The sequence below is a fragment of the Aliidiomarina quisquiliarum genome (assembly GCF_023922585.1).
In the GTDB taxonomy this organism is placed as follows: domain Bacteria; phylum Pseudomonadota; class Gammaproteobacteria; order Enterobacterales; family Alteromonadaceae; genus Aliidiomarina; species Aliidiomarina quisquiliarum.
This window is the reverse complement of record NZ_JAMFTN010000021.1, coordinates 120,309-146,266: the sequence shown is the minus strand read 5'-3', so window position 1 is coordinate 146,266 and position 25,958 is coordinate 120,309. Positions and strand designations below refer to the sequence as shown.

At 46.8% G+C, this 25,958-nt stretch carries 27 protein-coding genes; 14 read left to right on the top strand and 13 right to left on the bottom strand.

Annotated features, from left to right (window positions below; translation table 11 throughout):
* Positions 1–3: 3 nt before the first annotated feature.
* From M1L23_RS08675 to rppH, 3 genes are read right to left on the bottom strand one after another with little or no spacing between them, the layout of a single operon-like run.
* Entirely contained in the window at positions 4–798 is a 795-nt protein-coding gene (locus M1L23_RS08675) for a sulfite exporter TauE/SafE family protein (RefSeq protein WP_252626933.1), read from the bottom strand.
* A gap of 1 nt (position 799) precedes the next feature.
* Positions 800–3,070, bottom strand: coding sequence for a phosphoenolpyruvate--protein phosphotransferase (ptsP, locus tag M1L23_RS08670; RefSeq protein ID WP_252627126.1), 2,271 nt, complete (start codon positions 3,068–3,070; stop codon positions 800–802).
* 5 nt (positions 3,071–3,075) lie between these two features.
* Positions 3,076–3,585: an RNA pyrophosphohydrolase gene (gene rppH, locus M1L23_RS08665; RefSeq protein ID WP_252626932.1), complete on the bottom strand. Its 510-nt coding sequence runs from the start codon at positions 3,583–3,585 to the stop codon at positions 3,076–3,078.
* A 137-nt stretch (positions 3,586–3,722) separates the two neighbouring features.
* Between rppH and mutH the strand changes: the two genes are divergently transcribed.
* The 8 genes from mutH to arcA all read left to right on the top strand — a co-directional run bounded on the left by mutH (position 3,723) and on the right by arcA (position 12,335).
* Positions 3,723–4,418 (top strand): DNA mismatch repair endonuclease MutH, encoded by a 696-nt coding sequence (gene mutH, locus M1L23_RS08660; RefSeq protein ID WP_252626931.1) that lies wholly within the window; start codon positions 3,723–3,725, stop codon positions 4,416–4,418.
* A gap of 156 nt (positions 4,419–4,574) precedes the next feature.
* Positions 4,575–5,012, top strand: coding sequence for an ATP-dependent zinc protease family protein (locus M1L23_RS08655; RefSeq protein ID WP_420840636.1), 438 nt, complete (start codon positions 4,575–4,577; stop codon positions 5,010–5,012).
* Positions 5,009–5,914, top strand: coding sequence for a 30S ribosomal protein S6--L-glutamate ligase (gene rimK, locus M1L23_RS08650; protein ID WP_252626929.1), 906 nt, complete (start codon positions 5,009–5,011; stop codon positions 5,912–5,914). Before M1L23_RS08655 ends, rimK begins: the two co-directional genes overlap by 4 nt.
* Positions 5,915–5,916: 2 nt before the next feature.
* Positions 5,917–6,948: a succinylglutamate desuccinylase/aspartoacylase family protein gene (locus M1L23_RS08645; RefSeq protein WP_252626928.1), complete on the top strand. Its 1,032-nt coding sequence runs from the start codon at positions 5,917–5,919 to the stop codon at positions 6,946–6,948.
* 207 nt (positions 6,949–7,155) lie between these two features.
* Complete coding sequence (locus M1L23_RS08640) at positions 7,156–8,823, top strand: DUF342 domain-containing protein (protein WP_252626927.1); 1,668 nt, start codon at positions 7,156–7,158, stop codon at positions 8,821–8,823.
* Positions 8,813–9,817: a class I SAM-dependent methyltransferase gene (locus M1L23_RS08635; RefSeq protein ID WP_252626926.1), complete on the top strand. Its 1,005-nt coding sequence runs from the start codon at positions 8,813–8,815 to the stop codon at positions 9,815–9,817. Before M1L23_RS08640 ends, M1L23_RS08635 begins: the two co-directional genes overlap by 11 nt.
* Before the next feature lie 78 nt (positions 9,818–9,895).
* Positions 9,896–11,497: a sensor histidine kinase gene (locus tag M1L23_RS08630; protein ID WP_252626925.1), complete on the top strand. Its 1,602-nt coding sequence runs from the start codon at positions 9,896–9,898 to the stop codon at positions 11,495–11,497.
* Between the two features lie 112 nt (positions 11,498–11,609).
* Positions 11,610–12,335, top strand: coding sequence for a two-component system response regulator ArcA (arcA, locus tag M1L23_RS08625; RefSeq protein ID WP_252626924.1), 726 nt, complete (start codon positions 11,610–11,612; stop codon positions 12,333–12,335).
* 7 nt (positions 12,336–12,342) lie between these two features.
* Here the strand turns inward: arcA and M1L23_RS08620 are convergent, their stop codons facing one another.
* Positions 12,343–12,696, bottom strand: a complete 354-nt coding sequence (locus M1L23_RS08620; protein WP_252626923.1) for an Hpt domain-containing protein — start codon at positions 12,694–12,696, stop codon at positions 12,343–12,345.
* A 155-nt stretch (positions 12,697–12,851) separates the two neighbouring features.
* On the opposite strand from M1L23_RS08620, the gene folE2 reads away from it, so the two are divergent.
* From folE2 to M1L23_RS08600, 4 genes are all read left to right on the top strand, one after another.
* Positions 12,852–13,817 (top strand): GTP cyclohydrolase FolE2, encoded by a 966-nt coding sequence (folE2, locus tag M1L23_RS08615; RefSeq protein WP_252626922.1) that lies wholly within the window; start codon positions 12,852–12,854, stop codon positions 13,815–13,817.
* Between the two features lie 108 nt (positions 13,818–13,925).
* Positions 13,926–14,486: a DUF2726 domain-containing protein gene (locus M1L23_RS08610; RefSeq protein WP_252626921.1), complete on the top strand. Its 561-nt coding sequence runs from the start codon at positions 13,926–13,928 to the stop codon at positions 14,484–14,486.
* A 75-nt stretch (positions 14,487–14,561) separates the two neighbouring features.
* Positions 14,562–15,503: a cobalamin biosynthesis protein CobD/CbiB gene (locus M1L23_RS08605; RefSeq protein ID WP_252626920.1), complete on the top strand. Its 942-nt coding sequence runs from the start codon at positions 14,562–14,564 to the stop codon at positions 15,501–15,503.
* Between the two features lie 113 nt (positions 15,504–15,616).
* Positions 15,617–16,633: an adenosine kinase gene (locus M1L23_RS08600; RefSeq protein ID WP_252626919.1), complete on the top strand. Its 1,017-nt coding sequence runs from the start codon at positions 15,617–15,619 to the stop codon at positions 16,631–16,633.
* A gap of 35 nt (positions 16,634–16,668) precedes the next feature.
* Here the strand turns inward: M1L23_RS08600 and M1L23_RS08595 are convergent, their stop codons facing one another.
* The 8 genes from M1L23_RS08595 to rplU form a co-directional block, all read right to left on the bottom strand.
* The gene (locus M1L23_RS08595) at positions 16,669–17,811 is read right to left on the bottom strand and encodes an ABC transporter permease (protein ID WP_252626918.1); all 1,143 of its coding nucleotides are present in this window, start codon (positions 17,809–17,811) and stop codon (positions 16,669–16,671) included.
* A complete protein-coding gene (locus M1L23_RS08590) occupies positions 17,808–18,542 on the bottom strand; it encodes an ABC transporter ATP-binding protein (protein ID WP_252626917.1) in 735 nt (244 codons plus the stop codon). Before M1L23_RS08590 ends, M1L23_RS08595 begins: the two co-directional genes overlap by 4 nt.
* 9 nt (positions 18,543–18,551) lie before the next feature.
* Positions 18,552–20,009 carry an alpha/beta hydrolase gene (locus tag M1L23_RS08585; protein ID WP_252626916.1) on the bottom strand — a complete coding sequence of 486 codons (1,458 nt, stop codon included), beginning with the start codon at positions 20,007–20,009 and terminating at the stop codon, positions 18,552–18,554.
* A 164-nt stretch (positions 20,010–20,173) separates the two neighbouring features.
* Entirely contained in the window at positions 20,174–20,563 is a 390-nt protein-coding gene (locus tag M1L23_RS08580; protein WP_252626915.1) for a DUF3718 domain-containing protein, read from the bottom strand.
* 119 nt (positions 20,564–20,682) lie between these two features.
* Complete coding sequence (gene folA / locus M1L23_RS08575; RefSeq protein ID WP_252626914.1) at positions 20,683–21,174, bottom strand: type 3 dihydrofolate reductase; 492 nt, start codon at positions 21,172–21,174, stop codon at positions 20,683–20,685.
* Between the two features lie 37 nt (positions 21,175–21,211).
* Entirely contained in the window at positions 21,212–22,384 is a 1,173-nt protein-coding gene (cgtA, locus tag M1L23_RS08570; RefSeq protein ID WP_252626913.1) for an Obg family GTPase CgtA, read from the bottom strand.
* 133 nt (positions 22,385–22,517) lie between these two features.
* On the bottom strand, positions 22,518–22,775 hold the full coding sequence (rpmA, locus tag M1L23_RS08565; protein ID WP_252626912.1) for a 50S ribosomal protein L27: 258 nt from the start codon (positions 22,773–22,775) through the stop codon (positions 22,518–22,520).
* Positions 22,776–22,793: 18 nt separating this feature from the next.
* Positions 22,794–23,105, bottom strand: coding sequence for a 50S ribosomal protein L21 (rplU, locus tag M1L23_RS08560; RefSeq protein ID WP_252626911.1), 312 nt, complete (start codon positions 23,103–23,105; stop codon positions 22,794–22,796).
* A 245-nt stretch (positions 23,106–23,350) separates the two neighbouring features.
* Between rplU and ispB the strand changes: the two genes are divergently transcribed.
* Positions 23,351–24,322 (top strand): octaprenyl diphosphate synthase, encoded by a 972-nt coding sequence (gene ispB / locus M1L23_RS08555; protein ID WP_252626910.1) that lies wholly within the window; start codon positions 23,351–23,353, stop codon positions 24,320–24,322.
* A 76-nt stretch (positions 24,323–24,398) separates the two neighbouring features.
* Here ispB and mdh read toward each other — a convergent pair whose 3' ends face one another.
* Positions 24,399–25,334 (bottom strand): malate dehydrogenase, encoded by a 936-nt coding sequence (mdh, locus tag M1L23_RS08550; RefSeq protein WP_252626909.1) that lies wholly within the window; start codon positions 25,332–25,334, stop codon positions 24,399–24,401.
* A gap of 135 nt (positions 25,335–25,469) precedes the next feature.
* Here mdh and argR point away from each other — a divergent pair, with 135 nt between their 5' ends.
* Positions 25,470–25,949 carry a transcriptional regulator ArgR gene (argR, locus tag M1L23_RS08545; RefSeq protein WP_420840635.1) on the top strand — a complete coding sequence of 160 codons (480 nt, stop codon included), beginning with the start codon at positions 25,470–25,472 and terminating at the stop codon, positions 25,947–25,949.
* The last annotated feature ends 9 nt before the right edge of the window (positions 25,950–25,958 follow it).

Genomic DNA, 25,958 nt, shown 5'->3' with positions numbered 1-25,958 from the left:
GTTTTATCCTGTAATTAATAAATGAATGGCAACCACTATTAACAAGCTAGCAAACACTCGTTGTAAATAGCGAACTGGCAAACGGGTGGCCACTTTTGCCCCAACTGGAGCAAATAATACCGAGGTAGCTGCAATACCTAGCCAAGCTGGTACATAAATAAAACCCACCAGCCAAGGTATTTCAAGCCCATGAGCACTGCCACCCATGGTGGCATAAAGCAGAGTACTAAAAGTTGCTAATACTACACTACAAACCGCTGCCACAGCCACGGCTCGGGCCATAGGAACTTGGTAATAATGCAGTAATGGCACCACCAAGGCACCGCCGCCAATACCAATTAAAGCTGAAATAGCACCTATTGCTGTACCAAAACTGCGTACTTTCCAGTTTTTTATTGCTTTTTCTTTATTTCGGGGTTGCCGCTTCCAAATCATACGAATGGCTAACACAAGTAACATCAGCGCAAATACTCGCTGTAATATGAGTGGGTTAATAGACACCCCTACCCAAGACCCAAGTACCCCACCAAGTATTAATACTGGTGCCAGCTGCTTTACCCATGGCCATTGAATATTGCCATGGCGCTGGTGTGCATAAGCGCTGGAAAACGTGGTTATGGCAATTGTAGCTAAACTGGTGCCAATAGCGGTTGGTACTATAATAGCGGCCGGTAAACCCATTACTGGAAGTAAAAATATTAACAGTGGCACCACTAAAATACCGCCACCTATGCCTAACATGCCTGACAGCAAACCGGCAAACACACCACCTAATAGCAAAGTAGCCAAAGCTGTCATATTATTTCCCCGCTCGAATAAAGCCGCCTAGCCCTAAACTCTCTAGTTTCATACTTACCACTTTGCGCACTTCGTCGGGGTGCTTAGCAGTTAACGCTTGGTTAAGTAGCACTTGCAACATAGGTGCTTCAACTTGGCGCACTATCCAGCGTATTTTATCAATGTTGTGGCCACTCATACTTAAACTACGGTAGCCCATGGCTAACAATAACAGCGCCCCGCCAGGGTCGCCTGCTAGTTCACCACACACACTAACCGGCTTGCCCAGCCTATTGCAGCTGGCCACAATGTCTTGCAGTACGGTTAATAACGCGGGGTGATAGGCTTCATACAATCTAGCTACCCGTGGGTTATTACGGTCTACAGCAAGTAAGTATTGGGTTAAATCATTGGTGCCAACTGAAAAAAAGTCGACTCGCTGCGCAATGCTGTCGAGCTGGTACAAAATGGCGGGAACTTCTATCATGACGCCTAATTGTGGGCGCTGTAGGCTGGCTTCTTCACCATTTTGTTGTAATTCACTACGTACTTCAAAGTAGGCTTGGCTTATTAGCCGGGTTGCATCGTCTACTTCATCAACGGAGGTTATCATTGGCAAGAGTATTTTTAGCGTGTCGAAGCCCACATTGGCGCGCAACATAGCCCGCACTTGCACCAAAAATATTTCTGGGTGATCTAGGGTCATGCGAATACCGCGCCAGCCAAGGAAAGGGTTGTCTTCTTTAATTGGAAAGTAGGGCAAAGGCTTGTCGCCGCCCACGTCGAGAGTACGCATTACCACTGGCTGCCCACGGTAATTTTTAAATACCTCGCGATACAACTCAAACTGTTCGGTTTCTGTCGGGAAACGCTCGCGCATCATAAAGGGTATTTCAGTGCGGTATAAACCGATACCATTATGGGCACCGCGGCCTTCGTTATGATCAACGTTCAAGCCGGCGTTCACTTGCAATTCAACCCGTATACCGTCGCTAGTTTCTGCCGCTAAGTTTTTATTGCTATCAACTAAATTAGCCAGCTCTAGTTCGTCTAACAGCAATTCTTGGTATTCTTTCAGTACCTGGGCAGGCGGGTTAATAAATACATCGCCGCTGTAGCCGTCAACAATTAAGTATTGGTCTTCTAGGTAATTCAGTGGCACGTCTTCCACTGCAAATACGGCTGGCACCCCCATACTGCGGGCCATAATTGCCGCATGGCTATTGGGCGAACCCCGCAACGACACCAACCCCTGTAAGCGATGCCGAGGAATGGAAGCGAGCATGCTGGCGGTCACTTCTTCCGCTACTAAAATAGACTGGTCTGGCACTTCCATGGTGACATTGCCGCTATCTTGTAGGTGCGCCAATACCCGTTGGCCAAGATCGCGTACATCTACCGCTCGCTCGCGTAAATACGAGTCGTCAAGGTCTTCAAACTGGCTAACGAAGTCGTCTACTACCAGCTTTACTGCGGTTTGGGCCTGCCAGCCTTCTTTAATTTTGTTTTCCACCGCATTGCCTAAGCTGGCAGCGTCTAGCAAGCCTTGATACACATCAAAAATAGCTAGGGTGTCTTCCGCCACATACTCGGCTACTTGGGCCGCTAACGCCCGCAAGTCTTGGCGGGTTTTTAATACTGCTTTACGAAACTTATGCTTCTCTTGCATGGGCTGCTCGGTGCGCCGCGGAACCACAGCACTTAAGCTGGCCAGCGGTTTACCAATAAACGCATGACCAATAGCAACGCCTGGTGCACCTGCCACGGCACGCAAGTTACGCAACCACGGTGAACGCTGATCAGACACTAGGTCTTTGGCTTCTGCGTGTGCAACAACAGCTGCTAATTGCGCAGCCAAAGTAACTAAAAACGATTCTTCATTACTGGAAAAAGCCCGGGCTAATTTTTGCTGCACCGCTAATACACCAAGCACCTGTCGTTGGTGAATAATGGGTGCCACCAGCATCGCCCGATAAGGTTCTTCAGCAAGGCCTTCAACTAATTTAAAGTTGGGGTGGGTACTGGCGTCGGCAATGTTAAGCGGCTCTTCTCGTTCCGCAGCAAGGCTAATTAAGCCCTCACCAAACTCAAGCACAACGCGCTCACCTTCAACCAAGTTCAAGCCGTCGGTTGCCATGAGCACAAATTCGCGCTGCTCGTGATCGGCAAGGTAAACCGAACACACGTCGGTACCTAAGGCCGCTTTAACATTACGCACCATGGTGTCGAGGGCCACGTTAAATTCAGGGGCTTGGTTAACCGACTCGACAATACGTTGGAGCGTACTTAACATCATACTTAACGCCTGCGCTTACGTTTTATTTTTTTATGTTTAAGTGGCATAACCACGGGCGCAAACTCTTTCATCGCACGGCGATAAACATCACGTTTGAATGACACAACTTGGCGCACAGGGTACCAAAAGGTAACCCAACGCCAACCGTCAAATTCAGGGTGGCTAGACTGCAACACATCCACGTCTGATTCTGGGCAAGTAAGTTTTAATAAAAACCACTTTTGCTTTTGACCAATACATAAAGGCTGCTGGCCTTTACGCACCATGCGTTTCGGTAATCGATACCGCAACCAATACCGGCTGGTATAAACCAACTCTACTTGTTCTTTGTGTAACCCCACTTCTTCATACAGCTCGCGGTACATTGCTTGCTCGGGGGTTTCACCTGCGTCGATTCCACCTTGGGGAAACTGCCAGCTTTGTTGCCCATAACGGCGGGCCCAGAATACTTGACCATGCTCATTGCAAATCACTATGCCGACATTTGAACGATAGCCTTCGGCATCTATCACTTGAGCATCCTCAGTTATTTGTTCTATTGCTTCAATTCAACCACAAAGTACGCCTTCGGGCAATCTAAGTTCTTCACTTGAACCGCATTTAAGCCGCAGCTAACATAGGTTACTGTCTGGGCTATTTAAAGTGAACCATGATCAATAGCAATGCTCCCCAACCTGCCACTACGGCGCCTAACAACGAAGCCGAACTATTTGCTCGCGCCCGTGCGTTGGCAGGTTATTCCTTAGGCCAGCTAGCTACCGAAGCCGGCTGGGTTACCCCCAGCCATTTGCGCCAAGCGAAAGGCTGGGCTGGCCAGTTACTTGAACTTTACTTAGGCGCTTCGGCAGGGTCGCGCCAAGAGCAAGACTTTCCACACTTAGGAGTTGAGCTAAAAACCATTCCTATTAATGCTGAGGGCATGCCTTTAGAAACCACCTATGTATGCATTGCGCCGCTATTACACTTAAATGGCGTGCACTGGCAACAAAGTAATGTGCACAACAAGCTACAACGGGTACTATGGGTGCCACTCGATGGCCGCCGTGAAGTGCCTCCTGGCGAGCGAGTGATTGGGCCTGCGGTATTATGGAGCCCTACCGTGCAACAAAACGCGGCGTTACAACAAGACTGGGAAGAAATTACCGAGCGCATTGTGCTTGGCCAAATTGAGCAAATTACCGCTCGCACCGGCACCGTATTGCAATTAAGGCCCAAAGCCGCCGACGGCAGTGTATTAACTCCCGCTATAGGGCCCAAAGGGCAAATGATACAAACCCGGCCGCGAGGGTATTATTTGAAAAAAGAATTCACCTTTCAGGTACTCGCTGAAGCATTGGAGTTATAATTGCCTAAACGCCCCCCGTGCCCAACCTGCCGACGACTACGCTTTATGGTTCTTTGGGCCCTACTTATGCTGTTAATTTATTTTGGCTTACTGACCTGAACAAGCTATAACGAACATACAACGCTATTAAAATATAATTGCCAACTTAGGAAAAACATTTTGACAACAAATCTTAAAGCGAGTGGCTGGCGAGAGTGGGTATCACTTCCCGACTTAAATATTCCCGCCATTAAAGCCAAAGTTGACACAGGTGCAAAAACCTCTTGTTTGCATGCTTTCAAACTTGAGCGTTTTCAAAAAAACGGCGCCGACTGGTTAAAAATATGGGTTCACCCGCAGCAAGGTAGTGATGCTGAGCATATTTGTGAAGCCCCTATACTTGAAGAGCGTGAAGTAACCGACTCGGGCGGCCATAAAGAAATACGCTACGTGATAGAAACCACAATGAAGGCAGGCGGGCTATCTTTTCCAGCCGAGTTAACACTTACTAACCGAGACACTATGAGGTTTCGGATGTTGCTTGGCCGACAAGCATTGAATGGACGCTTTATGGTAAACCCAGCGGCTTCCTTTCTATTTGGAGAACCTGAATGAGAATTGCAATACTGTCACGCAACCGAAACTTATATTCAACACGGCGGTTAATTGAAGCTGCAGAAGCTCGTGGCCACACGGTTTCAGTGCTCGACCCATTACGTTGCTACATGAATATTAATGCTAAAGAGCCCGAAATGCATGTACGTGGGCAAATTTTAGAAAGCTTCGATGCGGTCATTCCCCGTATTGGTGCTTCTATTACTTTTTATGGCACCGCTGTGCTGCGCCAATTTGAAATGATGGGCACCTACCCACTCAATGAGTCGGTAGCTATTAGCCGCAGTCGTGACAAGTTGCGTTCATTACAATTACTTTCCCGCAAAGGTATTGGTTTGCCCGTAACCGGCTTTGCCAGTAAACCTAGCGACATTCCTGATTTAATTGACATGGTGGGTGGTGCCCCGCTGGTAATTAAGTTACTAGAAGGCACCCAAGGTATTGGTGTGGTGTTAGCTGAAACCCGCCAAGCAGCTGAAAGTGTTATCGAAGCTTTTATGGGGCTTAACGCTAACTTTATGGTGCAGGAATATATTAAAGAAGCTGGCGGTGCCGACATTCGTTGCTTTGTTATTGGTGATCGCGTTATTGCCGCCATGAAGCGCCAAGCGAAGCCCGGTGAATTCCGTTCCAACTTGCACCGTGGCGGCAGTGCCACCTTAGTGAAATTAAGTCCCGCAGAGCGCACTACCGCAATTAAAGCGGCCAAAACCATGGGCTTGAATGTTGCTGGGGTTGATATTTTACGTTCGAACCACGGCCCTTTAGTAATGGAAGTAAATTCGTCACCTGGGCTAGAAGGTATAGAGGTAGCAACAGAAAAAGACATTGCTTCACAAATTATTTCTTTTATTGAGAAAACCGCCAAAGCCCATAAAACCAAAACCAAAGGAAGAGGCTAATTATGGCCCGTAAACGCTTTGCCAATTTCGATTTAGGCAGCAGTAGTACTGCACCTGGTACACAACAAACGGTGCGGTTACCAGCTGCGCGTTTATATAACGACACGCCACTCGACCTGCATGTGGAAGTAATCCATGGCACAAAACCCGGACCAGTATTATTAGTTTGTGCGGCCATACATGGTGACGAATTAAATGGCATTGAAGTATGTCGCCGGCTAATTAATAAAGTCGACCCCAAGGAATTGGTAGGTACTCTATTAGTAGTACCCGTAGTCAACATGTTTGGCTTTATTCAACAATCGCGCTACTTACCAGACCGCCGCGACTTAAACCGTTGTTTTCCTGGTTCAGAGCGTGGTGCCTTAGGTAGCCGGCTGGCCTATTTATTTCGTACCCAGTTAGTGGAGCGCGCCACCCATATTATCGATTTACATACGGGCGCCATTCACCGCAGTAATTTACCGCAAATTCGGGTGAATTTTGATAACGACGAAGCGACAGCCATGGCAGAAGCCTTTAATTGCCCCGTAATTATGAACGCTAAAGATCGCGACGGCTCGCTGCGTTCACAGGCAACAGAACTTGGTATTCCGCTTATTTTATATGAAGCAGGCGAAGCCTTACGGTTCGATTACGCCTCTATTCAAGCTGGTTTAAACGGCGTGACCAACGTTATGAAAATGCTAAAAATGATGAAGGGTCGCCGCACCCGGAAAAAAGTAACACCTGTCTTTGCCCAACGTTCATTGTGGGTACGCACCAGCCGCGACGGTATTGTGTTGGTTAAAGTGGAACTTGGTCAAACCGTTAGTAAAGGGCAAGTAATTGCTGCTATTGCCGCCCCCCACCAAATTGACACCGTAAGCATTGTTTCCCCTATCGACGGCATTATTATTGGCATGAGTAACATTCCCGTAAGTAACGAAGGCGAAGCCCTGTTTCATATCGCATGCTTCGGCCAAGAAGAAATACCAACAGCCACAGAAATGGTAGACACTTTTGTTGAAGCCTACCCAGACACTCCCCTTTAACTGGGCGTGTTAGGCACCACCCTATATTCACCTATATACTATTAACTACAATGGGGTAAGCTAAGATCAAGTCACACCACATACTAGCTTGGCTATTTATGCCTAATTGTAGCTATAGTGTTGTATAAGCAAAGGTTTTAAGATAAAACCGATATCCTAATCAAATGAGCCAAGAATAATAACTATAAGGGTTCATAAGGTTCTGTAATGAATGGCATTAACTTCAAGCTAAAACGGCGTGAACTATATATCGAGATTCCTAGGGGAACGTCGAGCGACACTCTTGATCCTGCTAGCCTTGAAAAAGCCTTTCGCAGTTCAGAGTATAATAATTACTTTGTTAGCGACGAAACATGGGCTAATTTAGCGCGCAATTTTATGTTAGAAAGCGGCGAGTCTACTGCGCCGTTAATAAGCATACGTATTGGCGAACAACGCCCGGCACAACTGTCATTGCGGCTTTCCGACGACAAAATGGAAGTCGAAGCTATTGTAGAAGCACCTTACAGCGGCACCTCGCTAGTAACCGAACAAGTACTGAACCAATTGCGCAACGCAGGTATCGTTAATGGTATTCGCCGGCGGGCTATTGAAGCGGTAGTGGCCCATAGCCGAGAAGCCCCTCCAGGCGCCTCGCTTACGGTACTTATAGCTAAGGGCAAAGCGGCGGTAGACGGCACCGACACTTGGTTCAAAAAACTAGTTGAAGACGCCCGCATGCGTATATTAAAACCCCAACCAAAAGACAAACACAGGGTAGATATGCGCGACTTTGGTGCCTTAGTGTCGGTGAAGGAAGGCACCGCCATACTGCAGCGAATTCCTTTTACCACTGGCATTCCAGGCTATACGGTAACCGGCGAAGCGATTAACGCCAAAGACGGTAAAGACAAGCCGTTAAAAGCGGGCATTGGCACCGCCATCGACATCGACAACCCCGACATACTGGTAGCAACCGTTGATGGCTTACCCACTTTCATTGACAACTTGGCCAACGTAGATGACACCTTAACGCTAAAAGGTGTCGATATTTCAACTGGCCATATCGACTACGACGGTTCAATTATTATTGACGGTAACGTTACCCCAGGCATGCGCGTAAGCGCTACGGGCGACATTACAGTAAATGGTTATGTCGATTCAGCTATCATTCGGGCTGAAGGAAACATTACCGTAACCAAAGGTGTTATTGGCCGCCACACCGAAACCGATAACGACGATGAGCATGGCCTAATAGAGCACAGCACGCGCATTATTTCCGACGCCAGTATTTGGGTAGCCTATTGCCAATATGCAACCCTTAGCGCATTACATGGGGTGCATATTGAGCGCCAACTTACCCACTGCAAAGTGATTTCCGCGGACAAAATTCATGTTGGCGGTGAAGGTAAGGCCGCTGCTGGAAAGGTAATTGGCGGCAATATTGAAATTGTCGACGACTTATTTGTTGGCCAACTAGGCGCCCCAGCGGGCACAAAAACCCGAATACACTTTAATGTTCCGCTGCAAAGTGAAGAATACTTAGCCGCCGTAGACGAGGCCACCAAGGCACTAAAAGAATTGGTATTAACCAAGCGTAAGCTATTAAAAGCTAAAGAGGCTTTTTTGGCTAACCCAGACAGCTTTAACGTAGACTTTCGCCACACATTAAAAAAACTATTTGATAATACGAAGCAGCAAATTTCTACCGCGCGCAGTAAACTGCTGTCACTGCGCGACAATGAACCGCCCCACCCAACAGTGCGAGTGCATATAAATAAAGTAATGCATTTAGGTGCCGAGTTTATATTTCATGATAAAATAACCCGCTTTCACGAGCCACGCGGGCCTTGCACCGTAATTTTAAGGGAAGGAAAGGTAGAGATTGAGTCTTGATAACACATGGCGCCTATTGCAGCGCCAGCAGATACTTGAGCAATATTCCGCTGTTTTATTTGTAAACCCACCCGCCGACTTGGCTGTCCAAGGGGCTGATACTGCTTGGCATATATATGCCCATAGTGGTGTTTACACGGCAGACTTGACACCGAAGCATGGGCAGCAAGTTAACGCTTACTTCCAGCACAACAGCAACTGCCATGCGGTGGTGGTTTTTTTGCCCAAAGAAAAAGCCTTAGCCGATTTTATATTTCAGCAACTTGCCAACCAACTACCTATACATACCCCTTGTTATATTGTTGGTGCCAACGACAGCGGTATACGAGCACTGCTAAAAAAGTCTATTCCGGGTTTTGCCGCCTTACACAAGCAAGCCAGTGGTAGCCACTGCCAACTCATTAGAACCGAGCTGCTGAGCACCCAACCTTTTGTTGCTGCAGACGTTCCACAATGCACGCACTTAAACATTCAAGGCCAAACCTATAACGTATTCTTTTTGCCCGGTGTATTTGGTGAAAATCGGCTCGACGCTGGCACCGCTCTGCTGCTCGAACATATGCCTGCGAATATAGCTGGAACAGTGCTCGACTTTGGCTGTGGCAGCGGCGTTATTTCTGCTTGGTTATGCGCCAACCGGCCCATCACTCAATTGCTTGCCATCGACTTAAGCACCCTAGCCACAACGGCAGCCAGCCTTACTTTAGCAAGCTGCAGCACAGCACACGAGGTTCGGCTTTCCGACGGCTTCCAGCAGGTAACTGAACGCTTCGACTGGATTATTACCAACCCGCCCTTCCACCAAGGTAAACAAACCGACTACCGCATTACCACGCGCTTTATTCAGTCGCTAAAGCAACACTTAAACCCTGGTGGGCGTGTGGTTATGGTGGCTAACAACTTTTTACCTTGGCCAAGCTTACTGCAAAACGAGTTCAAGCAGGTTAACACTATTGCCCAGAATAACCGCTACACAGTAACCATAGCGCGTTAGCCTAGCCTTGTATTTTAAACAAGGTACGCGCTACTATATCGCCATGATTAACAAGTTCGTAACAAGCTGGCAGTAAAAATGCTAGAGAACCATGGAAACTCAATTAAGCAAAGCCTATCCATTGCCGTGGCTGCGGTAACTGGCCTTGCTCTATTGATAACTTTTGCCTGCTCCATTTACTTGCAAAACCAACACTATAAAGAAGCGCTTATCAAACGTACGCAAAATGCAATTAGCGTACTTAGCCCAAGTTTGCTTGACGCAGTACAAAATGACGACGCCAACCAAGCTGCCCGCGTACTGGGCAATTTGCAACATTCTAGCTTCATAACCCACCTGCACCTGTATCGAGTTTCAGCAACAGACACAAAGTATTTTACTAGTTATAACCGTTCTAGCATGGACCCACTTCCTAGCCGAGCCAACCAACTACCTCCGCTAAACCAGCCGCAGTTAAGCGATCAGCATATTGAACTTGCTGCCCCGTTACTGAATAGCGACAACAGTATTGCTGGCTATATTTACATACGAACGTCATTAGCTGAATCAAACAATTATATAAGGCACACCACACTGCTCCATTTGGCAGCTATTTTTGTGTTAACTTTGCTGGCTGCCGTGCTTGCCAGAATTATTCACAGCCGCCTATTAAGGCCGCTAAATGATATCAATAACCAATTGCGAGAAATTCACATTCAAAAAAACTACCACTTGCGCTTACCGCCTGCAAAATATAACGAAATTAGCCAGTTTAGTATTGGCGTGAACGGTATCCTAGATAAGTTACAACGTGTATGCCTACATAGTGAAGCCAGCGACCAGCAACATAAAGCCCTTACTAACGAGCTTGAAGTTAAAATAGCCCAGCGCACCCAAGCCTTACGGGCGGCTAACAGCGAACTTATTGAAGCCCTTGAAGAGCTGCATGCCAGCCAACACCGACGCATAGAAACAGAGCGCTTAGCCTCCATGACCGATATGGTGGCTGGTATTGCCCATGAAATTAACACACCTATTGGCCTTTCGGTGACTGCCGCTAGTATATTGGAAGAGCAACTTAATGCTTTTAGCAACGACATTGAAAACCTAAGTACTAACGCAAGCACTAACATTTTACACGAGCTAAAAAGCAATATTGATATCGTACAACGTAACCTAGCTCGTGCTAGCGAACTTATTGGCAGCTTTCGTAGCCTTGCTTTTGAGCACGCTAAAGAGGCGCCTGAGGCTATTAAATTAAAACTGCTCGCTGAAAGTGTGGCAAGCCATATTCGCCCTTTGCTGCAACAGGGCCCTATAGTTACTTTACAGGTAGAGGCTCCTGATCAAATTATCACGCAACGACGCCGACCATTAGAAACAATTATTGCCGAGTTATTGGAAAACGCCCTATTGCATGGATTTAAGGGGCAAGAAAAGGGTACTATAGAGCTGCAAGTGGATAATAACGATGAACTGCTCTTTATTTCATGCCAAGACAATGGCCTTGGCATGAACGACGAAATGCAACACAGAATTTTTGAGCCCTTCATGACCTCAACCCGCGTAGGTGGGCACACTGGCTTAGGTATGCATTTAGTCTATAATCTTGTAACCCAAATCTTAAAGGGTAGTATTGAGTGCGAAAGCACCTTGGGTAAGGGCACATTAATCACTGTTAAGATACCACTGACAGAATAATATGATTAGCTCTTGCATTAATTAGACAATAAATCATATCCTTATAGGCAAACGACTTATTATTTGCTGGTATTACTAAAGAACCCAGCGAGCGACCACCATGGAAGCAATTATGACTGTAAAACTGCTGATTGTAGAAGACGAGGTTATTACCCGCCAAACACTTTCCCGCCTTTTTCAACAAGAAGGCTACGAGGTGTTCGACGCGGCTGATGGCCGACAAATGGAACATATTATGGCCCAGCAGGACATCGATATAATTATTATGGATGTTAACTTGCCTGGTCAAAGTGGCCTTGAACTTGCTGAAACGCTACGGGAACAGAAAAATATAGGGCTTATTTTCTTAACCGGCCGCGACAGCGACGAAGACCGCTTGCTAGCACTCGAGCTAGGTGCCGACGACTACCTAATTAAGCCGTATAACCCACGGGAATTAACTATTCGGGCGCGAAATTTGTCTCGTCGTATTGAGCAAATTAATACCCCGAAAGAGTTTATGGTAGAAGGTAGCCGCCAATACCACTTTAGCAACTGGATTTTAGACTGCGATAGCCGCTGCCTATATTCTCCAGAACAAAAAGTGTTTCGTTTACCAAAAAGTGAGTTCCGCGCACTAGAGCTGTTTCTTACCCAACCGGGTAAAATTCATGACCGCGAAACCCTAGTAAAGAAAATGCTCGACCGGGAGTTACGCCCAAATGACCGCACCGTAGACGTGGCCATTCGCCGTATTCGCCGCCATTTTGAGTCGCACCCAGAAACGCCAAACCTTATTACCACTATTCATGGTGAAGGGTACCGTTTTGTGGGCGACGTAGAAGTGAAAGTAGCCTAAGACATTCTTAGGCTTGGTCGGGGCTATTCTTATCAAGCCATTCGGTTGCTGTTTTAATGTCTTGGCTCATTTCTGTGGGCCAAGACATGAGTAGCGACTCTACTCCTTGCCAATGCCAGGCATCTTTTTCAATGTATTCCATGGCTAAAGCCAAACGCACAAACCCTAATGAGCGACAGGCACCTTTCATTTTATGCGCTTGCCGACGCGTTGCCGATGAGTCTTTGGCTGCCACCATTGTTTTTAGCTCATCCATATAACTAGGCATAAGCTCGTTAAAGGTGGTCATACTTTCCCGCAATCCATTCGGCCCTAGCATGCTCACATACTGTTCAAGCAGTGTGGTATCAATATGACTCATATAAATTCCTAATATTGTAAATTGCGCGTAGATCTAAAGCCCAATACTACTCGTAATGGGGTAAGTTATGATAACCTGTCTATTATGAAATTACACCGGATAGAGTGAAGTGCATTTGTTCGCTTCGGTCGCCGACGAGGAACTATACACCTACTATGTACAACGAATTAACTAAGCAAAGTGAAGCTGCTCAAGCACCAGCTTCAGACATGCCAGACATTGCCGCTGATACTAACAGCCAGCATCAAGGTACTCTAGATTGGGTAGGTATGAGCAACATTGACATGCCTTTAATTTTAATCGATGAATTAGGTGAGCAGCACCCTATTAATGCGCGCATCGATGCCTATGTAAGCCTAGATGTAGCCGACGCTAAGGGCATTCACATGTCGCGGCTATACCTAGCGCTTGAGCAGCTTTCTGCCAACGGCCAGGTAAGCCTAAACGACTTGAAAGCCTTATTACAAAGCTTCCTTACTAGCCACCAAGGTTTAAGCCAACGGGCTAGTGTGGCCTTACGCTTTGACTACCACCTTCGCCGGCCTTCATTATTAAGTGACAACACGGGCTGGAAGGCTTACCCCGTTGAACTTAACGCTGCCGTAATTGACGGCCATTTTCATTGTGACCTAAGTGTCGATGTTACCTACTCTTCGACCTGCCCTTGTTCTGCCGCGCTGGCTCGACAGCTTATTCAAGAAGCGTTTCGTAACCGTTTTAGTGGCAACAAGCTAGACACCGAGCAAATTGCCGAATGGTTAGGCACCACCGCCGGTATTGTTGCAACACCCCATAGCCAACGCTCTGTTGCTGAAATTAAAGTACGCTTAGACAATCAAGCCAAAAACTTTCCTATTAAAGCCTTAATCGACAGTGCTGAGCGGGTTTTAAAAACCCCGGTACAGGCCGCCGTAAAGCGTGAAGACGAACAGGAATTTGCGCGATTAAACGCCCAAAACAATATGTTTTGTGAAGACGCGGCGCGAATTTTAAAGCAGCAGCTGAATCAAACCAACCACGTCACTGACTTCAGAGTACGAGTAAACCATTACGAGTCGCTGCATGCCCACGATGCGGTAGCCATTGTTACCAAAGGCATTGCCAACGGTTTTCAGCCATAAGTTACAAAAACTAGGCCTGTACCTATTTGGCAAGAGAATTGCATCAGTAACGATATAACGGCGTATTCCACATGAATGCGCCATCATTTCGACACTGAGGTAATTTTTATGGAATACGTGCTCATTTTATTTATTGTTGCATTGATTGCAGTTGCCATTTTAGCGGCGCGAGTTTCTGAAAGCTTCGCTCCTTACCCCTATAAAAAGCGCCAAGAAAGTTTTTTCACTGCCACAGAAGATTCGTTTTTGAACCTACTTGAGCGTGGTTGCGGTGATCGCTATCGTGTTTTCACTAAAATTCGCCTTGGCGATGTGGTTAAAGTGCGTCAACAAGGCTTGTCAACCGCCGCCAAACGCGACGCCAATCAAAAGTTAAACAACCGCTTAGTCGATTTTGTACTGTGCGACAAAACCACAATGCGTGTGGCTGCGGTTATTGAGCTTGAAGCCATAGAGCCGTCAAGTGCACAAATGAAGCGCAATTGGTTTTTAAAAAACGCTTTGTCAGCCGCTGGTGTGCCTTTTTTGCGCTTTAAAGCACGCCCAGGTTACCGCCCAGACGAGTTAGGCGAGTTTATTCAAGCCAAGCTTCGCCAAGCCGACTATGTTCGTGCTGCAGGACCCAAGCGTGGCCATACGGAAGAAAGTGACGCTGCCCTAGCAAGCTGATAATCTTAAGGCAACAAAACAGCTGCTACTTAGCTACAGCTACCCCATGACGGCTTTCATTGCGGACAACAAAGCGTGACTGAATTCTGGCTTACCCTGAACCAGCACTTAGCAATTATTCTTTTACTAGGCGTGCCTTTAGCAGAGCGCGCCTTTCCTCTTCCAGTGCACTTGCATCCTTTTTGGGTGCTGCGGCAAATGGCACTACAACTTGCTCGCCGGGTTCACCCAGACATAACTCGGCCCCGCTCGCAACAACGCATTTCAGGGTTAATGGCTACACTGCTGCTGCTATTGCTGTGGGTTGCTATACCAGCCTTATTATTTTGGCTCGCTGAATTAAAGCTATGGTTTGCAGCCGTAATACTATGGTTGAGCTTATTTAGCCAACCATGGCAGCGTGAAGCCAAGCTTATTCAACAGGCCTTACAGCGCGGCCAAAAACAGCTGGCTCGCACTCGCTTGCAACGCTGGTTAAACAGAGACTGCGCGCCTTTGTCGGTGTTAGGAATTGAAAAAGCCGCCAGCGAACACTGCGTAAAACGACAACTGCAAGCCTGGTTTGGGGTGTTATTTTGGTTTGTGGTACTAGGCCCAATAGCTGCTCTTGGTTACCGTGTGTGCTTTGAGCTAAACCGTGCTTGGCCAGCACAATTACCTTATTGGCGCGACTTTGGTACCATTTCTGCAGCGTTATTTAAGCTGGTTAATTGGCCACCATATTTACTCACCCTAGCCCTATTGCAGGGTGCCCAGCTAGTAACAGCAAGAAAGTCATTTTCTTTGCCTTATGTTCGTCAGCACGAACAACAGCTGTGGCATTCCTTAACGCTGGTTTTTCCGCTTGAACTTGGTGGCCCGATAAAATATAACCACAAAAGAATGACTCGCCCTCGCTTTAAGCATCCTAAGGCTGGGTCTAACAAGCGCATTATAACAACCATAAAGTACCTTAATGCAGTACAACTGTTTTTGTTATTTATTGCCGTGCTCATTTTTTTATTTGTTAAAGGCTAATTCAACTTACTGGATTGCTGCTGGCTAGGCGTCATTGCAGACGTGCGACTGGTTACTAAGTGCTGTTTGCTATATAATGCGCCGCCTGCACTCTCACTCAATGACCTGGATAAATGAAAAAATATCACGTAGTTGGGCTAGGTAATGCCCTTGTCGATCGCGAGTTTCAAGTTACAGACCAGTTTTTAGAAACTCACAATTTCGAAAAAAGCATTATGACGCTACTCGATGAGCCGCAACAACAGTTGCTGCTGGGCGAGTTGCATAAAGAGTTTAAGCTCGAAAAAAGGGTCGGCGGCGGCTCTGCTGCAAATAGCATGGTGGCGCTAAGTAAATTTGGTGGCAATGCTTTTTACTGTTGTAAAATTGCTAACGACGACGACGGCGAGTTTTACCGCAACGACCTTAACCAAGCGGGTGTTGAAAACCGTTTAAGTGTGCAAAACAACGACGGTCACACCGGCAAATGCGTGGTTATGGTTACCCCAGACGCTGAACGCACCATGTGCACCTTTTTAGGCGTTACCATCGACTTTTCCCTAGCTGAATTACAGCGCGACGTTATTGCTAACAGTGACTATTTATATATTGAAGGCTATTTAGCCACTTCAGAAATAGCCCGTGCCGCCGTTAGTGAAGCGCGTAAAATTGCCAAGCAAGCGGATACCAAAATAGCCTTAACTTTTTCCGATTCCTCGATGGTGAAGTATTTCCGTGAAGGCCTGGAAGAGTTCTTAAGCCCTGGTATTGACCTGTTATTTTGTAACCGTGAAGAAGCACAGCTTTATACGGGAACCGATAATTTAGAATGTGCTATTGAACAATTACTTCAGTTCAGCAAAGAAGTTGTTATTACCCGAGGCAAAGATGGCGCCGTAATAGGCACCCGCGATAAACGCGTACAAGTTCCTGGTATTAAAGTAAAAGCCATCGACACCAACGGTGCTGGCGACATGTTTGCTGGTGCCTACCTATACGGGGTTACCCAAGGTTGGTCTACGGCTCAGTCGGGGGCTTTGGCCAGCCGAGCTGCTGCCGAGCTAGTAACCCATTACGGCCCCCGTTTGCCCGCCGCCACGCACACTAAAATTCTTGCCGAGCTGACCGGTTTAACAGCCATTTCGGCTTAAGGTAACCGGGCAGCTAAGCACTAGCTGCCCTACTGTTACAAACCAAACACTGCTTTTTCGCTACGTAATTTCCATTGCACTGCTAACAAAATCAGCGCTGCAACCGCAAGTGTGCCTAAAGCACCAATAGCCATAGCCAAAACACTCACTGGCTCGCCATTAATAGAGCCTAAAAGCACCTGATGTTGCGACGTTACTGGCAAGTAGTCTAATGCCGCGTGACTAAAACGAGTGAATTCCAACACGAACACAATCGTCATGGGGGCGAACATAACGAAGGTAATATAGGTTTGTGCTTCTTTAAAACTTTTCGCCATAAAAGACACAAACAACTGCAGCGCACTTGCCAATATTGCTAAAGGTATCAACACTAAGGCCAACATAACTTGCTTACCAAAGCCAAAGGAAATATCGATACCCAGTTTTTCTAGCGGTACAAATAAAAACACCGCTGGTATCATAATTAAAGTTAGCGCCCCACCCAGCATGGCAAAGGTACTAGCCGCTAAGGCTTTGCCCGTTACTAAGTCTATTAACCGCACCGGTTGCGCCAACAGAAATTCTAAGGAGTTACGCTCCCGCTCCCCTGCACTGGTGTCTATAGCCACATTCATGCCGGCAAAAAATACCGACATCAGTACAAATACCATAACAGTACCCATTATTAGCGCTGCACGCGACTCCTTGGTGGCGGTGTCTTGGCGCTCGGCTACTACCGCGTACATCACTTCTGGACTAATACCCCGCATCATTAAGCGCGCACTAGCAACCACTTGATTATATTCGGTTAAGGCCCGTTCAACACGCTGCCTGTTGCTACTATTTTTGCGCTCGGAATAGTCGGCGCGAACAGTAATACTAACTGCTTTCGCCGCTGCTAAGCGCTCTTGGTAGTCGGCCGGAATAATTAGTTTTATGCCCGTATCTAGGTCTTCTTCTGTGGCTGCTAAAATGCCCTTATGTTGCAAAAACTCCACTAATTCTGGCGCATACTCTTGCCCTTCTAATTGTACTTTTAAGTCACTTTCCGACGTTGCTTCTTTCACCACCGCAAAAAAGGCAACCGCCATCAGCATAGGGCCAAAGAACGCGTACGACATAGCCGCCATCAACGAGCGGCGATCACGTATGGCGTCTTTCAATTCTTTCAACCAAATTGTTAGCAGTGTACGGCTCATGCCATTATCCCCTCGTCGGTGCCTATCAGTTGCACAAAGGCGTCTTCAAAACTTGCTTTACCTGTCATGGCACACAAAGCGGCCGGCGAATCGTTCGCTACTACTTGGCCTTGCACCATAATAACCACCCGATCACACAGCGCAGCAACTTCTTGCATAACATGGCTAGAAAACAAAATGCAGCGCCCTTGTTCCCGTAACCCAAACATCAGTTCGCGTAATATTCGCGTGCTCATTACATCTAAACCACGGCTTGGCTCGTCAAGAATAAGGTTTTTCGGTTGGTGCACAATGGCCTGCGCCAAGGCTACTTTCATGCGCTGCCCTTGGGAAAAGCCCTGTGTACGACGGTCGGCAATATCTGTCATTTTTAATTCAGCAATTACCCTGTCCACCTGCTCTAGCATTGCCTCGCCACGAAAGCCATGTAATTCGGCAATATAACGAATATGCTCTCGGGCGGTAAGGCGTTCGTGCAAGCCAAATTTGTCGGGGAAAATACCAATACTACGCCGCACTTCAATTGGTTCAGTTACCGGCGATAATCCATCTACTTGTACTCTGCCAGAATCAGGTTTAATTAACCCATATAAGCTCCGTAAGCAGGTTGTTTTTCCTGCGCCATTGGGCCCTAATAACCCGGTAATTTCACCGTCGTTAGCGTTAAAGGTTAACCCATTTAATGCTGTCACTTCTTTGTAGGTTTTTCTTAACTCGGTTACTTCAATCATGGTTCGCTCCTACATACCGCGGGCATTAATGTTCAATAAGAAAGGTAATACCTTGGTTTCAGCTAAACATGAGGTATCGACAGTGGCACTCGGGTTACGAATGAATTGCGTGGCAATTTCGTTGGCGCAGGTATGGCTGGCAATTGTATGCCCACCTGCAGCTGCCACCGCATGGGTAACATTGCTTAAGGTAGCTGCAGCCAACTCAGCCCAAGCAGGCGGCGTTACCGGATCTTGTTCACCGGACAACAGCAAAGTAGGTATATCGCTGCTCACTGGCTCCCATACGGGCGTTTCACTTGGCATTACCGGCCATTCAACACACATGGCAATGAAGTTTTCCATCATGGTACTACCCATATATTGCCCAGCTGATTCTTGTTCAAAATCGGCAGCAACAATACGGTGTACGTCTTCTTGGCAGATCACCGACAAATGCAAGCCAATATAAATGGCTGACTCTCTGTCAACCGGGCCCGATAGCCCCGCTATGGGTAAATAGTTACCAGCGGCTGCTTCACTAATAACAAAGGGTAAAAGTTGACGGCTGCGCGGGCTATAAAGTGCTGGGAAAATCATTTGGTTTATTCGGTTCACTGTTATGCGTACGTCGGTTGGCCTATGGCTGCGCGGATCAGGCACAGTAACCAGCTCAGACTGCTTACCAAGCCGCTCGATTAACTGGCTGTATTGCTCAGCCAAATTTGGAAAGGTGTTATGGCAGGCCTCTTGCGCGGCACAGTCGGCGAGCATACGCTGAAAAGCAGCATTAGCAGACTGGCTAAATAAACCTAACTTCACCTGAGGTGGTGCTACCCCATCAAGTACTGCTACCCGAATACTTGCGGGAAACTCGCGCATGTAAGCTAACCCCGACCGCGTACCGTAGGAGCCACCATAAAGGTTCACTTGGGCATAGCCTAGAGCTTCTCGCACGGCATCAAAATCGCGCACCGCATTTAAGGTAGAGTAATGCTGGTAGTTAACCTTATGTTTAGCAGCACAAGCTGCTATTTCAGTACTTATATCAAGTTCATTGTCTTCTAATACAAGCGCATCCCATAGGGTATTTAAATCAGTTACTTCACAGTCCAGCGGGTTCGACTTGCCAGTGCCGCGCTGGTCGATAAATAACAAGTCGCGGGTTTGCCGCACGTCTCTAAATATACGCGCAATACCGCCAACAATTTCTGTGGCCGCTTGCCCAGGCCCCCCCGCCAAAAATAACAATGGGTCTTTATCGGCAGCCGTGGCTACAGCAGGTAAACGTACCACGTGAATCGCAATGGTTTTACCATTTGGCTCGGCATAATTTTCGGGCACGCTTAAGTAGCCACACTCCACCTGTTCGGCAAAGCCTTTCAAATGGCATGGAGCCATTTCTAGGTTGGTCGCTGTTGCTGAGGGTAGATAAAAACCGAGCAGAAGAACAACAACGCACCCAATAAGGGTTATTAATCTATGCATAACAAGTAGCCTTAAAAAAATGATAGGTATTTGTACCCAAAAGGTATATTTATTACAACAACTTTCCTGATTCGCAAGCCGCTTTAAAATTAATTTAAAACCATAAAAAAACCACCGCAACAACGCTGCGGTGGTTTTTGAAGTTATAATACTAACCTTGGCTATTAGCCGCCAATACGCTCGCGAATGGCTTGGGCAACACTGCCATTGCCATGGCCATTACTTTCTGCCCACTCTAAATCACCGGTGCTTTCAAGCGCCGAGCCTGGTAACTGCGATACCATAAACTCACCGATATCGTCTGAACCCGTATGCATAGCAAACTGAATTAAGGTCATTCCATTGCAAACTATCGACTCATATACCCGTCGTAGTTGAAGTCTGTCTTCACGCAGCTTCTGGCGCATACGTAAACGGTCATTACCTTCAACATAAGTACATAAGTTCTGGGCTAAAGCATCTGCCTGAGCTGCCCCTGTTACAGTAAGATTCGCCACAGTTGCGCTTGCAAGCATTGCAGCAGCACTCACTATAGTAACAAACAATTTTTTCATAGAAGCCCCCCAAGGCCTTACTTTACTAAATAAACAAAGTACGAACTATTATAATTCTACGCAACATAGGCAATAGAAACAAATCAGATTACCGACATGTGGCGTGCTAAACCTGCTTGTTATCGCAGCTTTTCATAAACATAGCTAGTATAAGCAGGTTGTTCGGCATTAACACCTGGCACCTGCCTTAATTTTTTTCTAAGCCATTGTTTATCATCCCAAATGGGGAAGTAGGTATCCCCTTCCACGGCCATATCTATATGGGTTAAATACATCCGCGTCGCATGGGGTATAAAACAGTCATAAATTTGCCCACCGCCTATTACCATTACTTCTGCAGCCTGTGCCACTAACGCTAACGCCTCGGCAGGCGACTTTACTGCGTCTACTGTAGCAGGCAATAAATGCGGCTGACGAGAAATAACTATATTTTGCCTACCTGGTAAGGGCCTACCAATCGACTCAAACGTAGTACGCCCCATCACAATAGGCTTACCCATGGTAATTTCTTTAAAGTACTGCAATTCGCTTGGCAAATGCCAGGGCATTTGGCCGTTTTTGCCAATGACTCTATTGTTTGCCATAGCGGCAACCAAAGAAATATGTTGCATTGCTGCCGCTCCTTAAGCTAACCCAACCACACAACCGTTAGCGTTCGTAAACCACATGACCGTCGTCAATATCATCGTCGAAGTCATCATCATCTTCGTCAAAGTCGTCTTCGTCTACATAGGTCATTTGTTGTTTATGGTGCGTGCTCCACTTGAACTCTACCGCGTCTGCTTCTTGTTCAGCTTCATCGGGTTGTTGCGCCCATAAGTCTTCTAAATACAGCATAATATCTTGGGTTAACTTGTTACAATCTTTCCCGGTTAACGCCGACAATTCAAACACCGGCCCTTCCCAGTTTAAGGCACTGGTAATTCTTTCCCGCTGCTCGGCAAGCTCTTCAGCATCAATTAAGTCGGTTTTGTTTAATACCAACCAACGGGGCTTAGCCGCAAGACTAGGGCTGTATTTTTCCAATTCTTGAATAATAATCACCGCATTTTGTGCAGGATCAGTTTCATCAAAGGGAGCTACATCAACTAAGTGGAGTAATAATCCACAACGTTCTAAATGTTTTAAAAACTGAATACCTAAGCCGGTGCCTTCTGCCGCACCTTCAATCAAGCCTGGAATATCGGCAATAACAAAGCTTTGGTGCGGCGACACCCGTACCACACCTAAATTAGGCGTTAGGGTTGTAAATGGGTAGTTGGCTACTTTAGGCCGTGCCGCAGATACGGAGCGTATCAACGTCGACTTACCCGCGTTTGGCATACCTAGCAAGCCCACATCGGCCAATAACATTAGCTCAAGCAATAACACCCGATGCTCGCCTGGTGTACCTAAGGTTTTTTTCCGTGGCGCTCGGTTGGTGCTGCTTTTAAATCGGGTATTACCAAGGCCATGGAAACCACCTTTTGCAACCAACACTTTGGCACCGTCGGTGGTTAAGTCACCAATCACTTCATCGGTTTGTTGATCGCGAATGCGGGTACCTACAGGTACTCGAAGCACGATGTCTTCACCCCGCTTACCGGTACAGTTACGGCTTTTGCCGTTTTCACCACGCCCCGCACGGTGGGTGCGCTCGAAGCGGTAATCAATTAGGGTATTAAGGTTTTCATCGGCAATCAGGTATACGTCGCCGCCGTCGCCACCATCACCACCGTCGGGGCCACCTTTAGGTATATATTTTTCGCGCCGAAAGCTCATGCAACCGCTACCGCCGTCGCCTGCTTCTACTCGAATGTCAACTTCATCAACGAATTTCATGGTATTTTAATTACCTGCTGCAAGAAAACCTTCATACTTGAATTACTTTACCCATACATTCTAACAAAATACTGGGCCTTATACGAAAAAACCCCGCGTAAAGGCGGGGTTTTTGTCAAAAACGCTAAGTTTTTTATTCAGCTTCGATGCTGATGAACTTACGGTTTTTTGGTCCGCTTTGAGAGAAAGAAACCTTTCCATCAACTTTAGCGAACAAGGTGTGGTCACGACCAACACCAACGTTTACCCCAGCGTGAAACTTTGTACCGCGCTGACGAACTAAGATGTTACCTGCAAGTACTGACTCGCCGCCATAGCGTTTTACACCAAGGCGTTTGGCTTCTGAGTCGCGACCGTTACGGGTAGAACCACCTGCTTTTTTTGTTGCCATTTGTCGTTACTCCTCTATTTACGCGCCAACACTGGTGATTTTCACTTCAGTGTACCACTGACGATGACCCATTTGTGTACGTGAATGCTTCCGACGACGGAATTTCACGATTTTAATTTTGTCACCACGACCGTGGCTTACAACTTCCGCTGTAACTTTACCACCAGCCACAAAAGGAGCACCAATAGTTACTTTATCACCATCAGAGAGCATGAGAACATTCTCAAACTCAACGGTATCACCGGTAGCTACTTCTAGCTTTTCCAGGCGAACGGTCTGGCCCTCGGTGACACGGTGTTGCTTACCGCCACTTTGAAATACCGCGTACATAGTTATTCTCCAAAATGCCCTATTGGGCGCTTCAATCTAAATTCAGGTTGCGAATTCTACAAAATTCACCCTAGAAAAGCAAGACGAACGTATATAAAAAATACGTTTTATTGCTTTATCTACCTACACTCGTCTACTTATAGGCTGAAGTATACACGATACACGGCATAAGGGCTGGAAGAATTTCTATTTATCGGTAAAATAAAGCCTCAATTTAAATGATCCGACAAGGGTTATTAGTAATCATGGACCAATCTGCGATTCAATCGCTGTCTCAACACGACATGGCAGCAGTCAATGATCTGATCAATTCACAGCTACGCTCAGATGTTGTTCTTATTAATCAACTTGGCTTTTATATTATTAATAGTGGCGGTAAACGTATACGCCCCTTGTTAACTGTATTAGCTGCCCGTGCCCTTGGGTATAAGGGAGAACTACATCACGTGTTAGCCACTATCATTGAATTTATTCATACTTCAACACTGTTACACGATGATGTGGTGGACGACTCTCACGTGCGGCGCGGCAAAGAAACTGCTAATGCGCGCTTTGGCAATGAAGCTAGTGTGTTGGTTGGTGACTTCCTTTACAGCCGCTCTTTTCAGCTAATGGTGTCGACCAAGTCTATGCGGGTAATGGAAATTTTAGCCAACTCCACCAACGTTATAGCTGAAGGTGAAGTAATGCAGTTAATGAACTGCAACGACCCCGACACCACCGAAGAAAGCTACTTCAATGTTATTTACAGTAAAACCGCTCGGCTATTTGAAGCAGCAGTGCAACTGGCTGCAGTGATCAGCCACCAGCCAGCCAATGTTGAACAAGCTGCGGCTAACTATGGCCGCCACATAGGTACGGCTTTTCAATTAGTAGACGATTTACTCGACTACACTGCCGATGTGGCCACCATGGGTAAAGATGCCGGCGACGACTTAGCTGAAGGCAAGCCAACTTTACCGTTGCTATATGCCATGTGGCAAAGCACCGGCGACGATGCTGAATTAATACGTCATGCCATAGAAAATGGCGGCGAACGCGACAAACTCGACCAAATTCTAGCCATAATGGAACGTACCGGCGCCCTTGAGTACACTAAAAACAAAGCCTTAGAGCAGTGTGCTTTGGCAATTGCTGAGCTTGAGCTGTTTCCACCAGGTGAGTATAAAGACGCCTTGGTAGCTCTTGCCCATCTTTCCGTTGAACGGGTTACCTAACCCTTGTTTTAGTTACAAAAAAGGCAGCTGAGGAAATTCACCCAGCTGCCTTTTTTAATGCCTGTATAGGCGCATATTAACCGTGAACGAAGTCCACGCCCATTTTAATGTCTTTATTCAAGCCTGCTAACATGTCGTTTTTCGACGTGGTTTCAAACTCGCTTAATTCACCGTAGGGTAATATTTCAATAATGCCGTCTTTCCCTAAGCGTACTGCTTGGGCAAAGTAGTCGGCCTCACCGCCATTGCTTTCCACATAAGCGTAGTCAACAACCTCTTCGCCCTGCACTGCTTTTACTAACGAAGCGCAAAAACGTGCTGCGGCATAGCCCATAGAAAGCGTTGCTGAACCACCGCCCGCTTTCGCTTCAACCACTTCCGTACCGGCGTTTTGAATACGTAAGGTTAATGATTCAACTTCAGCAGCAGTAAATTCAACACCCTGCACTTGAGACAATAGTGGCAAAATAGTTGTACCACTGTGGCCACCAATAACCGGCACTGTGACGTCGGTTGGGCTTAGCCCCTTCAGTTCAGCAACAAAGGTTTCGGCACGAATAACGTCAAGTGTTGTTACCCCGAACAAACGGTTTTTGTCGTATACACCCTTTTGCTTTAATACTTCAGCAGCAATAGCCACGGTGGTATTAACTGGGTTGGTAATAATACCTACTAGGGCTTTAGGGCAGGTATCTGCAATATGTTCGACCAAATTGCGAATAATGCCCGCGTTCATATTAAATAAGTCTGAACGATCCATACCCGGCTTACGTGGTACGCCCGCTGGAATAATTACAATATCAGCACCTTTTAGTGCTTTAGTTAAGCCGTCTTGGCCATAACCTGTTACCGCAACCGCTGTAGGGATATGGCTTAAATCAACTGCAACACCAGGTGTAACTGGTGCAATGTCGAATAATGCCAGCTCAGACCCTGCTGGTAGTTGGGTTTTTAAAAGAAGAGATAACGCCTGGCCAATACCGCCAGCGGCGCCTAAAACTGCTACTTTCATGTCTCACTCCGTTTGTCAGTTGCAGGGCACAAACACTATATTATGTTGCCTTGAAATACAACTTTTGCCACATTAGCAATACTAGGTGTAAGCCTTATTATACGGTACACTTAGTTTGTCTGATATTGAATATTTATGGAGCTTATGAGTACTTCACACCAAGACCCCCTAACAGAAGCTTTTCGCACGCTATTAAAAGAAGAGCGCTATTCATCGCAAGCCGAAATTGTTGAAGCCTTGCAAGAGCAAGGTTTTCATTCGATGAATCAATCGAAAGTGTCGCGCATGCTTAGTCGCCTTGGCGCCGTTCGGGCACGCAATGGCAAAGAGGAAATGGTGTATTGCTTGCCACCTGAATTTTCCATGCCTTCGGCTCGCAGCTCGCTAAAACAATTAGTGTTAGACGTAGAGCACAACGACGTAATGGTGATTATTCGCACTACGCCAGGTGCCGCTCAGCTTATTGCGCGGTTACTCGACTCGGTAGGTAAAAAAGAAGGCGTGTTAGGCACTATTGCTGGCGACGACACTATATTTATTGCCCCCGTGAAAGTACAAAATATTGAGCAAACCATTGATAACGTGCGTCGCCTATTTGAAACCCACGCACCCTAAGCTAATTTA

What these genes read in the sequence shown, in the direction of transcription:
- M1L23_RS08675 (WP_252626933.1), bottom strand. Translation starts at nt 798, where the DNA reads ATGACAGCTTTGGCTACTTTGCTATTAGGTGGTGTGTTTGCCGGTTTG.
- ptsP (WP_252627126.1), bottom strand. Translation starts at nt 3,070, where the DNA reads ATGTTAAGTACGCTCCAACGTATTGTCGAGTCGGTTAACCAAGCCCCT.
- mutH (WP_252626931.1), top strand. Translation starts at nt 3,723, where the DNA reads ATGATCAATAGCAATGCTCCCCAACCTGCCACTACGGCGCCTAACAAC.
- rimK (WP_252626929.1), top strand. Translation starts at nt 5,009, where the DNA reads ATGAGAATTGCAATACTGTCACGCAACCGAAACTTATATTCAACACGG.
- M1L23_RS08645 (WP_252626928.1), top strand. Translation starts at nt 5,917, where the DNA reads ATGGCCCGTAAACGCTTTGCCAATTTCGATTTAGGCAGCAGTAGTACT.
- M1L23_RS08640 (WP_252626927.1), top strand. Translation starts at nt 7,156, where the DNA reads ATGAATGGCATTAACTTCAAGCTAAAACGGCGTGAACTATATATCGAG.
- M1L23_RS08630 (WP_252626925.1), top strand. Translation starts at nt 9,896, where the DNA reads ATGCTAGAGAACCATGGAAACTCAATTAAGCAAAGCCTATCCATTGCC.
- arcA (WP_252626924.1), top strand. Translation starts at nt 11,610, where the DNA reads ATGACTGTAAAACTGCTGATTGTAGAAGACGAGGTTATTACCCGCCAA.
- M1L23_RS08620 (WP_252626923.1), bottom strand. Translation starts at nt 12,696, where the DNA reads ATGAGTCATATTGATACCACACTGCTTGAACAGTATGTGAGCATGCTA.
- folE2 (WP_252626922.1), top strand. Translation starts at nt 12,852, where the DNA reads ATGTACAACGAATTAACTAAGCAAAGTGAAGCTGCTCAAGCACCAGCT.
- M1L23_RS08610 (WP_252626921.1), top strand. Translation starts at nt 13,926, where the DNA reads ATGGAATACGTGCTCATTTTATTTATTGTTGCATTGATTGCAGTTGCC.
- M1L23_RS08600 (WP_252626919.1), top strand. Translation starts at nt 15,617, where the DNA reads ATGAAAAAATATCACGTAGTTGGGCTAGGTAATGCCCTTGTCGATCGC.
- M1L23_RS08595 (WP_252626918.1), bottom strand. Translation starts at nt 17,811, where the DNA reads ATGAGCCGTACACTGCTAACAATTTGGTTGAAAGAATTGAAAGACGCC.
- M1L23_RS08590 (WP_252626917.1), bottom strand. Translation starts at nt 18,542, where the DNA reads ATGATTGAAGTAACCGAGTTAAGAAAAACCTACAAAGAAGTGACAGCA.
- M1L23_RS08585 (WP_252626916.1), bottom strand. Translation starts at nt 20,009, where the DNA reads ATGCATAGATTAATAACCCTTATTGGGTGCGTTGTTGTTCTTCTGCTC.
- M1L23_RS08580 (WP_252626915.1), bottom strand. Translation starts at nt 20,563, where the DNA reads ATGAAAAAATTGTTTGTTACTATAGTGAGTGCTGCTGCAATGCTTGCA.
- folA (WP_252626914.1), bottom strand. Translation starts at nt 21,174, where the DNA reads ATGCAACATATTTCTTTGGTTGCCGCTATGGCAAACAATAGAGTCATT.
- cgtA (WP_252626913.1), bottom strand. Translation starts at nt 22,384, where the DNA reads ATGAAATTCGTTGATGAAGTTGACATTCGAGTAGAAGCAGGCGACGGC.
- rpmA (WP_252626912.1), bottom strand. Translation starts at nt 22,775, where the DNA reads ATGGCAACAAAAAAAGCAGGTGGTTCTACCCGTAACGGTCGCGACTCA.
- rplU (WP_252626911.1), bottom strand. Translation starts at nt 23,105, where the DNA reads ATGTACGCGGTATTTCAAAGTGGCGGTAAGCAACACCGTGTCACCGAG.
- ispB (WP_252626910.1), top strand. Translation starts at nt 23,351, where the DNA reads ATGGACCAATCTGCGATTCAATCGCTGTCTCAACACGACATGGCAGCA.
- mdh (WP_252626909.1), bottom strand. Translation starts at nt 25,334, where the DNA reads ATGAAAGTAGCAGTTTTAGGCGCCGCTGGCGGTATTGGCCAGGCGTTA.
- argR (WP_420840635.1), top strand. Translation starts at nt 25,470, where the DNA reads ATGGAGCTTATGAGTACTTCACACCAAGACCCCCTAACAGAAGCTTTT.